Below are 14,318 nucleotides of genomic sequence, written 5' to 3'. Positions count from 1 at the left end.
CAGGACGTTCATCGCGAACAGGCTCGCTCCTACAATTGGATCGGGGGCAAATCTGCGATCAGGCCACAGCCCGCACACCTGCGCCTTTCCCCTCCGCCTGCACATCATGCAGGGAAATCCGTGACGTCTCCGGCAAGGCCAGCCCACCCGCCAGCGCCAGCAATGCAATCGCAATCAGGTAGAACGCCGGCGACAAATTGCTGCCAGTGGTGCTGATCAGCCACGTCGCCACCAACGGGGCCGTCCCGCCGAAAATCGTATACGCCATGTTGTACGTGATGGCCGAGGCGGTGTAGCGAGTTCGGGTGGGGAAGGTTTCCGAGAGCAAGGCCGCGGTGACCACGCCACACAACACCGCGCCAACGGCCAGGAGCATGACGCCTGCGACCGACGCTGCGAACGAGCCGGAGCTGGCCATCAGGAACGATGGATACACGGCCACGATCAATAAGGCGCACGCCGTCATCACCGTCATCCGGCGCCCGACCCGGTCCGAATACAGTCCGGCCAACGGGCAGATTGCCGCCGCGAACAGCAAGGCAATCAGTGACACCAGCAATGCTGTGGCGCGACTCAAGCCACCGGCGACTTGCAGGTAGGTCGCGAAGTAGGTGGTGAACATATAGAACGACAGCGCCGTGAGCGACACGAAGGCGCCCAGGCAGCAGATGGCCGCGCCATGGTTGCGCAAGGTTTCCTTGAGTGGGGAATGGGCGACCGCATGTTCCTGGGTCACCGCCTGGAATGCCGGTGTCTCATCGAGCTTCCAGCGCAGGTAAAGACCCACCAGGCCCAGCGGTGCGGCAATCAGGAACGGCAGGCGCCAGCCCCAACTGCCCATCGCTTCAGCCGATAACGATGCCTCGAGCGCGTAGGCCACCACGGCGGCGGCGGCGAAGGCGGAAAATGTCGACACTGGAATGAAGCTGCCGTACCAAGCGCGTTTATCACTCGGCGCATGCTCCATCAGGTAAGCACAGGCACCTGCGTATTCCCCGCCGGCGGAGAAACCCTGGGCGCAACGGATCAGCGAAAGAAGGATCGGCGCCGTGACCCCGATGGCGGCATAAGTGGGCAACACACCGATCAAGGTCGTCGCACCGGCCATCAGCAGAATCGTCATCGCCAGGGTGCGCTTGCGGCCGATCCGGTCACCCAGCATGCCGAAGAAAATCCCCCCAAGGGGCCGGAACGCAAACGCCACGGCGAATACCGCAAAGGTCTTGAGCAGCGCGGCACTGGCATCGCCGCTGGGGAAAAACTGCTGGGCGATGGTCGTGGCCAGGAAGCCGTAGACGGCGAAGTCGAACCACTCCACGAAATTGCCGATGCCGGCAGCCACGATCACTCTTCTCAGTGTTTTCGGGCTGACTTGTTCCGTTGTTGTGCTCGTCATGCTTGACCTCGACAGTTCGTCAGTAAGCTATCGATTATCGAGGCAGGCGCTGAAGCTGTTCACTTCAAAAGTGTCATCCACGTAGTCAGTACCGACTTCGCCCGGATCAAATGTTCGAAAGGTTGGGCATCGCTGTTTGAGATCAATGGATCCATTAATGTGCATTAATCCTTAAATAGCTTGACTATAGTCAGTTTTATTCGCTTCAATGGATCCATAACAACAAGCCTGTCCCGGAGATCCCATGTATCCCAAAAACACCTGGTACGTCGCCTGCACCCCCGACGAGATTGCTTCCAAGCCCCTGGGGCGGCAAATATGCGGTGAGAAAATCGTCTTCTATCGCGGTCATGAAGGGCGCGTTGCTGCCGTCGAGGATTTTTGCCCCCATCGTGGCGCCCCTCTTTCGCTGGGCTACGTCGAGAATGGCAACCTGGTCTGTGGCTACCACGGCCTGGTGATGGGCTGTGACGGCAAGACTGTCGAAATGCCAGGCCAGCGCGTACGGGGCTTTCCGTGCAACAAGACTTACGCGGTGCAAGAGCGCTACGGTTTCATCTGGGTCTGGCCCGGGGAGCAGGACAAGGCTGATCCTGCGTTGATCCATCATCTGGAGTGGGCGGTCAGCGATGAGTGGGCCTACGGCGGCGGGCTGTTCCACATCAATTGCGACTATCGACTGATGATCGATAACCTGATGGACCTCACCCACGAAACCTACGTGCACGCCTCGAGCATCGGCCAGAAAGAGATCGATGAAGCGGCACCGGTCACCACCGTCCAGGGTGACGAGGTGGTCACTGCGCGGCACATGGAAAACATCATGGCGCCGCCGTTCTGGCGAATGGCCCTGCGTGGCAATAACCTGGCCGACGACGTGCCGGTAGACCGTTGGCAGATCTGCCGCTTCACTCCGCCCAGTCACGTCTTGATCGAGGTCGGCGTGGCCCACGCCGGCAAGGGGGGGTACGACGCCGAGCCGCAACACAAGGCCGCGAGCATCGTGGTCGACTTCATTACGCCGGAAACCGAGACGTCGATCTGGTACTTCTGGGGCATGGCGCGCAATTTCAATCCCCACGACGAAGCCTTGACCGCCACCATCCGCGAGGGCCAGGGCAAGATTTTCAGCGAAGACCTCGACATGCTCGAACAGCAGCAGAAAAACCTGCTGGCCAATCCCGAGCGCAACTTGCTCAAGCTCAATATCGATGCCGGTGGCGTGCAATCCAGGCGCGTGCTGGAACGCCTCATTGCTCGTGAGCGAGCGCCGGCTGCCGAGCTGATTGCCGCGGTCAAATAGCCAAGGGCAGCGCCCCTGGGCGCTACGCCAGTCCACCCCCATAGATCCTGTTCGCGGCCACTGCGGTGGCCGGTCTTGAAGGTGCGCCATGATTGAAGTCGTCGTGACATCCCGCAACAACGAAGCCCTGGATATCTGCAGCTACGAGTTGGCCTGCGCGCAAGGCGGGGCATTGCCCGGCTTCAGTGCCGGGGCCCATATCGACGTGCACCTGCCCGGCGGATTGATTCGTCAGTATTCGCTGTGCAATCACCCGCAAGAGCGCCATCGCTACCTGATCGGCGTGCTCAAGGATGTCGGCTCGCGCGGTGGTTCCCGGAGCCTGCATGAGCAAATCAACCGTGGCGATCGGCTGTTCATCAGTGAACCGCGCAACCTGTTTGCGCTGGTGGTCGAGGGGCGGCGCAGCCTGTTGTTCGCGGGGGGCATCGGCATCACCCCGATTCTGTGCATGGCCGAGGAACTGGCCCACAGCGGCGCCGATTTCGAGCTGCATTACTGTGCGCGTTCCAGTGAGCGTGCGGCTTTTGTCGAGCGACTCAAAGGCGCTTCCTTTGCCGATCGCGTGCATCTGCATTTCGATGAACAGGCCGATTCGCGCCTGGACGCCGCCAGGGTCCTGGCCAATCCGGGCCCTGACGTGCACCTGTATGTCTGCGGCCCGTCAGGTTTCATGCAGCACGTGCTCGACAGCGCCAGGGGCCAGGGCTGGAGCGAGGGGCAATTGCACCGTGAATACTTCGCCGCAGCGCCGGTGGACACCGCTGCCGATGGGGCATTCCAGGTCAAGCTGGGCAGTAGCGGGCAGGTGTTCGACATTCCGGCGGACAAGACGGTGGTCCAGGTGCTGGAGAGCCACGGTGTCGAGATTGCGCTTTCCTGTGAGCAGGGCATCTGCGGAACCTGCCTGACCCGTGTGCTCGAAGGGGTGCCCGATCACCGCGACCTGTTCCTGACCGAGGAAGAGCAGGCGGCCAATGACCAGTTCACGCCCTGCTGTTCGAGGGCTCGTTCGGCACTGTTGGTGCTGGATCTCTAAGCGAGCCGATCATTCGCCTCGCGAGATCACCTTCACCCGTTCGCCATGGCTGATTGCGCCGAAGACCTCGGCGTAACGCAGCGTCGCATTGGCGTGTTCACGCATGATGGCTTCGGCGCGTGCGCCCTGGCGACTGACCAGTGCGTCGAACACCGAGTGGTGTTGCATGTGCGCAAAGTTGAAGCGCCGGTATTCGCGGGCCATGTCTTGACGATCGATCGCCAGCGCCGACACTGAAGCGAAGGGGCGATGGTCGTTGCGCGCCAGAGCTTCGGCAATGGCCGGGTTGGCGCTGCTTTCGACGATGACCTGGTGAAAACGCATGTTGAGGTCATGGAACGCCTCAAGGTCTTCTTCTGTCACGTAGCCTTTGTCGAACAGTGCATCGCCTTGCACCAGGCATTCGCGCAGCGCCGCCTGGGCCTGTTCGCTCAAGCCGCGTTCGGCGCTCTGGCGCGCCGCCAGGCCCTCCAGCACCCCGCGCACCTCCACGGCACCGGCGATGTCGTCGGCACTGACCGAGCGTACCTGATAGCCCCGTCCGCCATGGCGCACCAGCAAGCCTTCCTGTTCAAGGGTCACGAAGGCCATGCGCACCGGCATCCGCGAGACGCCGAAACGTTCCGCCGTCGGAATCTCCATCAGCCGTTCGCCGGCTGCCAGTTCGCCCGAAGCGATCATTTTGCGCAGTGCGACCAGCACCATTTGACCCGGTTTGCTCATGCAGGCGACTTCCAGAGGTTGGTTCGCCATAGTAACGCAAGGAGGGGACGGATGCAGGGGCGACAAGCGCCCCTGGGGGGAGGGGTCAGAGGGACAGTGGGTAGCTGACGATCACGCGGGTCTGATCGAAATCACTGTTGAAACTGCGACGGTTGGTGGCGTTGTTGACCCGCACGCTAAGGTTTTTCAGTGGGCCACTTTGCAGGGTGTAGCTGACCTCGGTGTCGCGTTCCCATTCCTTGCCGTTGCTGCCGGCCTTGGTGGTGGCGTTCTCGCCGTGGCCGTAGCGGGTCATGAGCAATAGGCCGGGAATGCCGACGGCGACGAAGTTGTAGTCATAGCGCGCCTGCCAGGAACGCTCATCGGCGTTACTGAAGTTGCCATTGAACATGTCATTGCCCAGGGTGCGGCCACTGCTGCCATACACGGACATCCAGGCGGTATCGCCGCTGACCTTTTGCAGCCCCAGGTACAGGGTATGGCCACCCAGGTTGGCCGAGAACAGCCCGTAGGCGGTATGGCTTTGCACGTTACCGATAAGGGCGCTGCCATCGTCCTTGTCGATGAAATAGCCCAGGTTCGCGCCGAGGGTCCAGTCACCGAACTTCTGCTTATGCAGCAGGTTCAGGTAGCTTTGCTGGTAGATGTCTTCGAGTTGCGAATGCCAGGCGCCGATCAGGGTCTGTTGTTCGTTGAAGCGGTATTCGGCGCCGGCATAGTTGAAACCGTCCGACATGACGGTAGGTGCCGCCCAGGCTGAAAGGTCCTGCATGTTCGACGAATTGCGCAGGCTCACGGCGGTGTATCGACCTGCCTGCAGGTTCAGGCCAGGGAGCTCGCGGGACACCAGCATGCTGCCCTGGAAGGTCTGTGGCAGCAGGCGACCGTCATCGTAGCGCAGCAGCGGAACGTCGGGCATCAGTTCGCCCAGCATCAGCTCCGTCTCGGACAAACGCATCTTTGCCGCCACCCCGGCGCGCCCGTAGTTGTCGGCGGAGTGACCATCGTCGTGCACCGGCAGCAGCTCCGAACCGCTGCGCTTAGGGCCGCTGTCGAGCTTGACGCCAAGCATCGCGATACCGTCCAGGCCAAAGCCGATAACGCCAGGGGTGTAGCCTGAACTGAACTTGAGGATCGCACCCTGGGCCCATTCATCGATCTTGCTCTTGCTGGCGCCGGGATCGTTGAAGTCACGATTGAAGTAGTAATTTCGCAGCGTCAGGCTGGTCTTGGCATCTTCGAAAAAGCCGCCGCTTTCGGCTTGTGCCGCAGGTAAAAAGGCAAGCGCCATTGCACCGCCGAGCAAAGCCCGGGGAGGGAGAGAAAGGTAAGTCATTATTGTTATTTTCCTGGAGGTGTAGTCGGCAGCGAGGGCAGGGCCTCGCTACCTCTTTTTTGTATCGGCTCAGGCCTGGCTGAGTGCGCTGCCCGGTTGCGCCTGGACCTTGGGCCGCAGTTGCAGCAACACGACGGCGGCCATCACGAACACCACGGCAAACACCCCATACAGGTGAAGTGGCTGCCAACCGCTGTCGAGCAACAGGCCGGCCACAGTCGGCGAAAGGATGGCGCCGATGCGGCCGATACCGATGCCCCAACCGACCCCTGTGGTTCGCACCGAAGCGTCGTAGACAATCGGTGACAGTGCGTACAAACCTGCCACGCAACCGTTGGAGAACAGCCCGATCAACAGACCCAGGCCGAGTGCCATCGATACCGATGAAGCGGAGCCGACGAACAGCACCAAAAGCCCTGCGGTGATCAGCATGAACAGCGACAGCACCCGGGTTAGCCGCCAGCGCGAGGCCAGGCCGCCAATCAGCGCGGCGCCGAAGATGCCGCCGACGCTCAGCAGCACGCCGCCGCTGATGCCTTGTTGTGCCGACAGTCCTGCCGAGACCAGCAGCTTCGGCGTCCAGCTCATCACGAAGTAGAAGCCGAACATCACCAGGAAGAACAACAGCCAAATCAGCAGGGTGGTGCGCCGTGAATCAGGCGAGAGCAGTTGCGCCAGGCGCCCTCTGCCTGAAATCGGCGCAGAGTGGGCGGCCGGCAGTTCGCGCAATGCGGGCTGGCCGAGGCGAGCGGCCAGTCGGTTGATGCGCACCAACGCGTTTGCCGGGCGGCGGGCGATCAGGAAGTCCAGCGATTCTGGCAAGTACAGCAGCACCAGGGGAATCACCGCCAGGGTCACGGCGCCCCCGAACAGGAACACCGAACGCCAGCCAAAGTGCGTCAGCAACCACACCGACAACAGCCCGCCCAAGGTCGCACCCAAGGCATACCCGGTCGATTGCAGGCTCACCGCCAGCCCGCGCCAGCGCTTGTTGGCGTATTCACTGGCAATCACGTTGCTGCTGGCCAGGATCCCGCCGATACCCAGGCCGGTCAAACCACGCAGCAGCGCCAGTTGCAGCGGCGTCTGGCTCAGGGCCGACAGCAGCATGCCAGCCCCCGAGAGCAGCAGGCACAGCAGAATCAGTGGCCGGCGACCATAGCGATCAGCCCATGGCGCGATGAACAGAGAACCTGCTGCCATGCCAAACAGTCCGGCGCTCAACAACAGCCCGATCTGCGCGCCGTTCAACGCCCATTCGGCGGACACGGAAGAGGCCGTGAAGGCCATCACCAGCACGTCGAACCCATCGATCATGTTCAGGACAATACAGATGCCCACCGCCAACCATTGGAAGCGCGCCATGGGACGTTCATCTACCACGCTCTTGAGATCGACACTCATGGCTGCCCCTCGAGAAGAGGCTGGGTAAAGGCAAAGCGAGAAAGGCACGCGTTGGTGGGTGCAAGCCGAAGCTTGAGCCCGATTGAGAAGTCATTCATCCCGACACCCTTGTTATTTTTATGAGCGGGCAGGCGCTGTACCTGACACCGTGCAGTGTCAGTCAATCAAGATATGGATCCATTGAAAAGTGGGTTTGACTGGATTTTTATCGATAGGTTTTTATTTTTTTAATAAATCACATAAAAATCAATGAGTTAGTTTGATTTATAAAGTGTTCGATTATCGGTCGTCTTCATTTGTTTTTATTAAGGGATCCATTGATGGCGGATGCGAGGCTGTCGGACGCAGAGCGTATCCGGCACAACAGCTATTTCTCCTGCGACTTCATTTCCGTTCTTATTTGCGTCTCAGGCCCGAAAAACTGATTGGGATCATCGGCCTTCTCCAGGTCAACCCAGGCTCGGCAAATGCAATGGGAGAATTGTTCCCGCACCTTTTCGGTGTCTTGCCAGTCCATGGGTGATGCCTGGGTTTTCTGTCCCTCGACTGTTTTATAGCAGACGCAATTGTCGAGTCGGGTGACGCCGTTATCGCTCTGGCAAGCAGTGGTAAGCAAAGAGATCGCGATGAGCATGACGATGCGTTTCATTGGCTCCTCTCCGAGGCTGTTGTGAAGGGGCGGACCTGAATGGACCGCCCCACAGTTAGAAGAAGCTTAGCTGTCATTTTCCATCGCTCCATCCACTGCCAGTCTTTGGTAGCGGCCCCTTTAACTCACGGATTTCGAGGAAGCTCTGGCGAGGCTACGCTGGCTCTCAGCGCCTTCGCTACCTGGGTTTGAATCTCGTAGGCAGGTGCCTCCACGGCGGAGTAGTCACGGGTGTAGCGAGTGGCAAACTCGCCGACGCCCCATTGCTGGTATTGCTGCACGTGCTTCAACTCGTGCGCCCATAGCGCGACGTTGTTCAGCGCATCGTCCTGACTGCGAAAGACGATGATGTCGACAAGGGTGACGGCATTGACATCGGGGTTCTGCAGCATGGTGTTCGCGGCGTTGAACTCTTCATCATCGCCGATCTTGTAGCGGGCCGAGTCGAGCACCTGTATGTCGTAGTAGGGTTCAAGCTGGGCGCGAATATTCAGCGGGATGGTTTGAACATTGCCGGTTGCCGCGGTGTTGCGCGATTGAACGATCCAGCTCTGTAATCCTGCGGCCGCTATCTGGTTCATGTTTTCGAAGAGTTCCCCGGTGTCCTCCCTGGAGCCTGGGGCACAAAAACAGGTGACTACACACACCTGGTACTGACCTTGGGGGCAGGCGAAAGCAGAAGACGAAGTGCCAACGCACAAGAGTGGAATCGCCAGGCGCAAGGCTTGACGTAGAAAGACGGCTGACAATGGGGACTCCCGCAGGCAGTTATTTGGGCAGGAGCATGCTGTCCTGCCACGGATTCGACCATTGTTACTGCGTTCGATTCCCCGTACCCACGGTTTTCAGACCACTACCCGCAAAAATACGAATGAGAACGCCTATCAAAAGCTATTGATACGGTATACCATGCGCCGCGAAATTATTGGCATGTATGCCGTCCCATTTGGCTATTCTCTCAAGGCTTCCTAGATGCGTCGTACCCTGCTGTCTATCTGTGTGCTTCAGGCATTCTCCACTTCCTCCTGGGCTGAGCCAGCGACAACCGCTGCAACCGGTCTGGAGTTGCAAGCGACGGACATCGTTGGCACAGCGGACCTTGAAACCGCCACGGGGCCAGTGGACGGCTATCGCGCCACCCGTTCTGCCAGCGCAACCCGTACCGACACGGCGATCCACGAAACCCCGCAGTCCATCAGCGTAGTACCCAGGGATGTCGTCGAGGACATCAGCGCCACAAGGCTGCAGGACGCGCTCGATTACGCCGGCGGCGTGGGACGGGCCAACAATTTCGGTGGCCAGGGGCTGACCACCTTCACCGTGCGTGGCTTTACCACCGGTGAGTTCTATCGCAACGGCTTCCCGATCAACCGTGGTTACCCGAACATGCCGGATGCGAACACCATCGAGCGGCTTGAAGTATTGCGCGGCCCGGCGACCACGCTTTACGGCCGGGGCGATCCCGGCGGTACGTTCAACGTGGTCTCCAAGCAACCGCTGGCCGAACGCACCGTCACGCTGGGCAGCCAGCTCGATGATCAGGGAATGAAGCGTGGCACCCTGGACGCCTCGGGCCCGCTCGACGAAGAGGGTCGCCTGGCCTATCGCCTGAACGTGGTGGGCGAGGGCGGCGATACCTTCCGCGATCACGTGGAAACCGAACGTTATGGCGTGACCCCCGTTATTTCGTGGCAGGCCAACGACGACACCAAGGTGATCTTCGAAGGTGATTTCATGCGCAACAATCACCCCCTGGATCGTGGCCTGACGCGCTATCCGAATCAGATTGGCACCGCGTCGCGCGACACGTTCTTCGGTGAAAAAGACGTTGGCAAGTTGCACAACGACAACAACATGGCCCAGTTGCGGTTCGAGCACTTCCTGAATGACGACTGGACATTGGGCGGTGGTTTCCAGTGGCTCGATGGCACCTTGCAGGGCAATGCCGTTGAAGCCAATGGCGTGGCGGCCGATGGACGCACCCTGGGGCGCAACTTCAACTACCGCAAGCTTGAGTGGACAGACAAGGACACCCAACTCAATCTCACCGGGCATTTCACCGCGCTCGGTTTCGATCACACCTTGCTGACTGGCGTCGAATACGAGGATTACGACTACAAGTCGATCATCCAGCGCTCCAGCGGTGCAGTGAGTGCCTACCCGATCGATATCTTCGATCCGGTGTATGGCCAGCCTCGCCCGGCCCTGACCCGTACGCCGACCGACGACAAGGAAAACCTCAAGACCTACGCCGCCTTCGTCCAGGATCAGGTGGCGTTGACCGAGCGCTTGAAGGTGTTGGCGGGCGCCCGTTTCGAGCGCTTCGAGCATGACTACGAAACCTTCGTGCCGGGTGGCAGGAGCTGGGAAGCGAGCGATAACGCGGTGACGCCACGTCTCGGCGTGCTGTATGACCTGACCGACACCGTGGCGGTGTACGCCAATACCGCGCGCTCATTCAAGCCCAATAGCGGCGCCAGCCGAGAGGGGGGTGGTTTTGACCCGGAGAAGGGCAAGTCCTATGAGATGGGCATCAAGTGGGAAGCGCTGGATCGCCAACTGAGTGTGGACGCGGCGATCTACCAGATTGAAAAACGCAATGTCCTGACCACCGACCCCGTGGACTCGACCTTCAGTGTGGCGGCCGGTGAAGTACGCAGCCGTGGCTTTGACCTGAACGTGGCTGGCAATGTCACCCCTGAATGGCGGGTGATTGGCGGCTATGCCTATGTCGACGCCGAGGTTACCCAGGACAACGTGATCGAGTCGGGCACCCGGTTGATGAATATTCCCAAGAACAGCTTAAGCCTGCTCAACGTCTACGAGTTCCAGGAGGGCGCGCTCGAGGGGCTGGGGCTGGGCACGGGGCTCAAGTACGTCGATGAGCGCGCAGGGCAGACGGCCAACACGGCGTTTTCGATGGGCAGCTACACCGTTGTCGATCTGCTGGGCTTCTACAAAATCAATGACAAGGTCCGGCTCAATCTCGATGTGAAGAACCTGTTCGACCGGGATTATGAAGAAGGCGCCTTTGGTAACGTCTATGCCTACCCGGGTGCGCCGAGGACGGTTCAGGTCGGTATTTCCTACACCTTGTAGCTCGATGGGATGTAGCTGTTCACTCATTCGCCCGCCGCGTCGCAGGGCGAGTGAGTGAATGGCTCACGAGATCTTCTTCAGTCCCTTCAAACGTATAGTCGCCCTTTGCGCCGCGGCCATTTTTTCAGGCCGCTTCATGCGTTTCCACTTCCTGATGTCTTCCTTGCTACGCCCGCAGCTCACGCACAGATCGCCGCGCAGTTGGCATACGGAAATGCATGGGTTTTCGATGTCCTTGGCCATGGTCAATGGCCCCTCGATGCCAGGCGTTTTTGCCAATCGCCATCATGGGCGCGTTGGCATTCCTCCTCAGAGTCGAATCGGACAGTGTGGTCCGAAGGCTCCAGGGCGATGCCTGCCTCATCCAGCGCGATGGCCGTCAACTGAAATACCCGCGCTTTCGCGCCAGCCTGGGCGAGTTTTTTATCGCCCAGGGTTTCGAACACCCAGGTCACCTTCAGCGTCTGGGCAAACGCGTTCATGTCAGCCGTGTGGGTGAGCCAGGTAAAGCCTTTGATTTCAGATTTTGCCGTTTCGCAGGCGGCGGTCAGTGTTGCAATCAAACGGCGCTCGATTCGCGCAAGTTCACGTTTGCCCAAGGGCATGGCGGGCTCCTTTGTGAGAAGTCGTGGGGGTTCCCTGTCGGGTAAATCAGACAGGTCGAAACTCGACAGTCAGATGGCTGATTTCGTGAACCGGCTTCAGGCGTTCACGAATGCTTTCGGTGTTTGCAGTGGCTTGGCCAATGACGCTGACGATCGCTGCATGCGCTTGCGGCCCGATCCGCCAGACATGCAGGTCGGTGATGGTTGCATCGCCGGGCCGTTCAACCAATTCGCGAACTTCCTCTGCAACGTGCTCATCGGTTTGATCCAGCAGGACGCTCGCGGTGACACCCATCAAGGTCCATGCCCATCGCGCGATGACAACGGCACCCACGATGCCCATTGCAGGATCCAGCCATACCCATCCGAGGTAGCGGCCAGCGAGCAATGCCACAATGGCCAGGACGGACGTCAGCGCGTCCGCGATGACGTGGGCGTAGGCTGAGCGCAGGTTATTATCGTTGCCGTGATGTTGGTGGTCATGATGATCGTGATCGTGGCCATGACTGTGACTGTGACTGTGACCGTGGCCAAGCAGCAGTGCACTGACAATGTTGACGATCAAGCCGACAATCGCAATCAGCGTGGCGGTGCCGAACTGGACCGTTGTCGGCTGCAACAGCCGCATGACGGACTCTACGCCGATTGCCAGCGCAACCATGCCGAGAATGAGCGCTGAGGCAAACCCACCCAAGTCTCCAACCTTACCGGTACCGAAGCTGTAGCGCCGGCTGGACGCATGGCGCCTGGCGTATCCATACGCGGCCGCCGCGATGCCCAATGCACCGGCATGGGTTGCCATGTGAAAGCCATCGGCAAGCAGCGCCATCGAGCCGGTGATATAGCCGACGCTGATTTCGCCCACCATCATCACCAGGGTCAGCGCCACGACCCAAAGCGTGCGTTTGGCATTTTCTTCGTGTGCAGGCCCAAGGAATACGTGGTCGTGTACATGTTTGATGTGGGTGCTGCTCATGAGCCGGTACTCCTTGAGTTCACTTGGCGTAGCGGCGAATGGCTTCAAGCAGTTCTTCAACACCCTTGTTGCGTTCATCTTCACTGAGGGCAGGGTTCGCGACATGCTCGCGAGCGTGATCCTCGATGATTTCTTCCATCAAGCCATTGATAGCCCCGCGAGTGGCAGCGACAAGATGCAATGTTTTCGCGCAGTCGAGATCCGATTCCAGTGCGCGCTCAACGGCCTGGATTTGTCCGGCGATGCGTTTAACACGCTTGAGAAGATCGTCTTTGTTGGCAGCAATATGACTCACGGGATACCCCCCTTACTTTCGTTTGGGGAGTATAGGTATACCCCCTATACCTATACAAGCCTCTTTCGTCCTTGAAAGTGAGTGCCGGCTTTCAGGAAAGGGGGGCAGCTGTCAGGCCGCAGTAATGGTCTTGTGCGTATCAATCAAATGCTGCACCACCCCCGGATCGGCCAGGGTGGAGATATCGCCCAGGCCATCGTACTCAGCGGTCGCAATCTTGCGCAGGATGCGCCGCATGATCTTGCCCGAGCGGGTCTTCGGCAGCCCCGGCGCCCACTGGATCACATCCGGCGAAGCAATCGGGCCGATCTCCTTGCGCACCCAGTTCTTCAGTTCCAGGCGCAATTGCTCGCTGGTCTCTTCGCCAGCGTTGAGGGTGACGTAGACATAAATGCCCTGGCCCTTGATGTCGTGCGGTACACCGACCACCGCCGCTTCGGCGACTTTCGGGTGGGCGACCATCGCGCTTTCGATCTCGGCGGTGCCCATGCGGTGGCCGGACACGTTGAGCACGTCGTCGACGCGACCGGTGATCCAGTAGTAACCATCGGCATCGCGACGGGCGCCGTCACCGGTGAAGTACATGCCACGGAAAGTCTTGAAGTAGGTGTCGACGAAACGGTCGTGATCGCCATACAGCGTACGCGCCTGGCCTGGCCACGAATCGAGAATCACCAGGTTGCCTTCGGCCTCGCCTTCGATGATGTTGCCCAGGTTGTCCACCAAAGCCGGCACCACGCCGAAGAACGGCCGCGCCGCGGACCCCGGCTTCAAGGCATGGGCGCCGGGCAGCGGGCTCATCAGGGTGGCGCCGGTCTCGGTCTGCCACCAGGTGTCGACGATCGGGCAACGGGATTGGCCGACGTTCTTGTAGTACCAGTCCCAGGCCTCGGGGTTGATCGGCTCGCCCACAGAACCCAACAGGCGCAGGCTGCTGCCATCGGCGCCTTCGACGGCGGCCGTGCCCGCCGCCATCATCGCGCGGATCGCGGTCGGGGCGGTGTAGAGGATATTGACCTTGTGCTTGTCGACGATCTTCGCCACCCGGGTGATGTCCGGATAGTTCGGCACGCCTTCGAACAGCAGTGTGGTCGCGCCGTTGGCCAGCGGGCCGTAGACGATGTAGGTGTGGCCGGTGACCCAGCCGACGTCGGCGGTGCACCAGTAGATTTCACCCGGGCGGTAGTCGAACACCCGCTCGTGGGTCATGGCCGCGTACAACAGGTAGCCGCCGGTGGTGTGTTGCACGCCCTTGGGCTTGCCGGTGGAGCCGGAGGTGTAGAGGATGAACAGCGCTTCCTCGGCGCCCATCTCTTTCGGCGCGCACACGGTGCCCGCCACTTTCATCAGGTCTTCGTACCAGATGTCGCGATGCTGGTTCCACTTGATGTCGCCACCGGTGCGCTGGCACACGATGACTTTCTGGATGCTGCTGGTTTCCGGGTTGGTCAGGGCGTCGTCGACGTTGGCCTTGAGCGGGATCTTCTTGCCGG

General features: G+C 60.2%; 14 protein-coding genes. 3 read left to right on the top strand and 11 right to left on the bottom strand.

The features are described from left to right. Positions 1-58 precede the first annotated feature (58 nt). A complete protein-coding gene (locus tag QLG10_RS18415) occupies positions 59-1,396 on the bottom strand; it encodes an MFS transporter (protein WP_110754627.1) in 1,338 nt (445 codons plus the stop codon). Between the two features lie 244 nt (positions 1,397-1,640). Between QLG10_RS18415 and QLG10_RS18410 the strand changes: the two genes are divergently transcribed. After that, a complete protein-coding gene (locus tag QLG10_RS18410) occupies positions 1,641-2,699 on the top strand; it encodes an aromatic ring-hydroxylating dioxygenase subunit alpha (RefSeq protein ID WP_020795364.1) in 1,059 nt (352 codons plus the stop codon). An 88-nt stretch (positions 2,700-2,787) separates the two neighbouring features. Next, entirely contained in the window at positions 2,788-3,738 is a 951-nt protein-coding gene (locus QLG10_RS18405) for a PDR/VanB family oxidoreductase (protein ID WP_282487795.1), read from the top strand. A 9-nt stretch (positions 3,739-3,747) separates the two neighbouring features. On the opposite strand, the gene QLG10_RS18400 is transcribed toward QLG10_RS18405, so the two are convergent. The 5 genes from QLG10_RS18400 to QLG10_RS18380 form a co-directional block, all read right to left on the bottom strand. Beyond that, positions 3,748-4,461 (bottom strand): GntR family transcriptional regulator, encoded by a 714-nt coding sequence (locus QLG10_RS18400; protein ID WP_110754631.1) that lies wholly within the window; start codon positions 4,459-4,461, stop codon positions 3,748-3,750. Positions 4,462-4,546: 85 nt separating this feature from the next. After that, positions 4,547-5,752: an OprD family porin gene (locus tag QLG10_RS18395; RefSeq protein ID WP_282487820.1), complete on the bottom strand. Its 1,206-nt coding sequence runs from the start codon at positions 5,750-5,752 to the stop codon at positions 4,547-4,549. Positions 5,753-5,866: 114 nt separating this feature from the next. Continuing rightward, the gene (locus tag QLG10_RS18390) at positions 5,867-7,201 is read right to left on the bottom strand and encodes an MFS transporter (protein WP_282487794.1); all 1,335 of its coding nucleotides are present in this window, start codon (positions 7,199-7,201) and stop codon (positions 5,867-5,869) included. 367 nt (positions 7,202-7,568) lie between these two features. Further along, a complete protein-coding gene (locus tag QLG10_RS18385) occupies positions 7,569-7,850 on the bottom strand; it encodes a hypothetical protein (RefSeq protein ID WP_020795360.1) in 282 nt (93 codons plus the stop codon). Between the two features lie 125 nt (positions 7,851-7,975). Continuing rightward, positions 7,976-8,431, bottom strand: coding sequence for a DUF4157 domain-containing protein (locus QLG10_RS18380; protein ID WP_349016957.1), 456 nt, complete (start codon positions 8,429-8,431; stop codon positions 7,976-7,978). A gap of 391 nt (positions 8,432-8,822) precedes the next feature. On the opposite strand from QLG10_RS18380, the gene QLG10_RS18375 reads away from it, so the two are divergent. Next, positions 8,823-10,949 (top strand): TonB-dependent siderophore receptor, encoded by a 2,127-nt coding sequence (locus QLG10_RS18375; RefSeq protein ID WP_282487793.1) that lies wholly within the window; start codon positions 8,823-8,825, stop codon positions 10,947-10,949. 63 nt (positions 10,950-11,012) lie between these two features. Here QLG10_RS18375 and QLG10_RS18370 read toward each other — a convergent pair whose 3' ends face one another. The 5 genes from QLG10_RS18370 to acs form a co-directional block, all read right to left on the bottom strand. After that, the gene (locus tag QLG10_RS18370; RefSeq protein WP_110754644.1) at positions 11,013-11,192 is read right to left on the bottom strand and encodes a DUF1289 domain-containing protein; all 180 of its coding nucleotides are present in this window, start codon (positions 11,190-11,192) and stop codon (positions 11,013-11,015) included. Between the two features lie 2 nt (positions 11,193-11,194). Then, positions 11,195-11,554, bottom strand: coding sequence for a hypothetical protein (locus tag QLG10_RS18365; protein WP_282487792.1), 360 nt, complete (start codon positions 11,552-11,554; stop codon positions 11,195-11,197). Positions 11,555-11,600: 46 nt separating this feature from the next. Continuing rightward, the gene (gene dmeF, locus QLG10_RS18360) at positions 11,601-12,530 is read right to left on the bottom strand and encodes a CDF family Co(II)/Ni(II) efflux transporter DmeF (protein WP_282487791.1); all 930 of its coding nucleotides are present in this window, start codon (positions 12,528-12,530) and stop codon (positions 11,601-11,603) included. Positions 12,531-12,549: 19 nt separating this feature from the next. Beyond that, entirely contained in the window at positions 12,550-12,825 is a 276-nt protein-coding gene (locus QLG10_RS18355; RefSeq protein WP_188264997.1) for a metal/formaldehyde-sensitive transcriptional repressor, read from the bottom strand. 111 nt (positions 12,826-12,936) lie between these two features. Then, the coding region (gene acs / locus QLG10_RS18350; protein WP_282487790.1) for an acetate--CoA ligase at positions 12,937-14,318 on the bottom strand (1,382 nt) is incomplete at its 5' end.

Source organism: Pseudomonas sp. V98_8, assembly GCF_029967975.1.
Lineage (GTDB): Bacteria > Pseudomonadota > Gammaproteobacteria > Pseudomonadales > Pseudomonadaceae > Aquipseudomonas > Aquipseudomonas umsongensis.
This window is presented reverse-complemented; position numbering and strand designations above follow the sequence as displayed.

Excerpts from the sequence above, each read along its gene's own strand:
- QLG10_RS18415 (WP_110754627.1), bottom strand. The coding sequence starts at position 1,396 with ATGACGAGCACAACAACGGAACAAGTCAGCCCGAAAACACTGAGAAGA.
- QLG10_RS18410 (WP_020795364.1), top strand. The coding sequence starts at position 1,641 with ATGTATCCCAAAAACACCTGGTACGTCGCCTGCACCCCCGACGAGATT.
- QLG10_RS18405 (WP_282487795.1), top strand. The coding sequence starts at position 2,788 with ATGATTGAAGTCGTCGTGACATCCCGCAACAACGAAGCCCTGGATATC.
- QLG10_RS18400 (WP_110754631.1), bottom strand. The coding sequence starts at position 4,461 with ATGAGCAAACCGGGTCAAATGGTGCTGGTCGCACTGCGCAAAATGATC.
- QLG10_RS18395 (WP_282487820.1), bottom strand. The coding sequence starts at position 5,752 with ATGGCGCTTGCCTTTTTACCTGCGGCACAAGCCGAAAGCGGCGGCTTT.
- QLG10_RS18390 (WP_282487794.1), bottom strand. The coding sequence starts at position 7,201 with ATGAGTGTCGATCTCAAGAGCGTGGTAGATGAACGTCCCATGGCGCGC.
- QLG10_RS18385 (WP_020795360.1), bottom strand. The coding sequence starts at position 7,850 with ATGAAACGCATCGTCATGCTCATCGCGATCTCTTTGCTTACCACTGCT.
- QLG10_RS18380 (WP_349016957.1), bottom strand. The coding sequence starts at position 8,431 with ATGAACCAGATAGCGGCCGCAGGATTACAGAGCTGGATCGTTCAATCG.
- QLG10_RS18375 (WP_282487793.1), top strand. The coding sequence starts at position 8,823 with ATGCGTCGTACCCTGCTGTCTATCTGTGTGCTTCAGGCATTCTCCACT.
- QLG10_RS18370 (WP_110754644.1), bottom strand. The coding sequence starts at position 11,192 with ATGGCCAAGGACATCGAAAACCCATGCATTTCCGTATGCCAACTGCGC.
- QLG10_RS18365 (WP_282487792.1), bottom strand. The coding sequence starts at position 11,554 with ATGCCCTTGGGCAAACGTGAACTTGCGCGAATCGAGCGCCGTTTGATT.
- dmeF (WP_282487791.1), bottom strand. The coding sequence starts at position 12,530 with ATGAGCAGCACCCACATCAAACATGTACACGACCACGTATTCCTTGGG.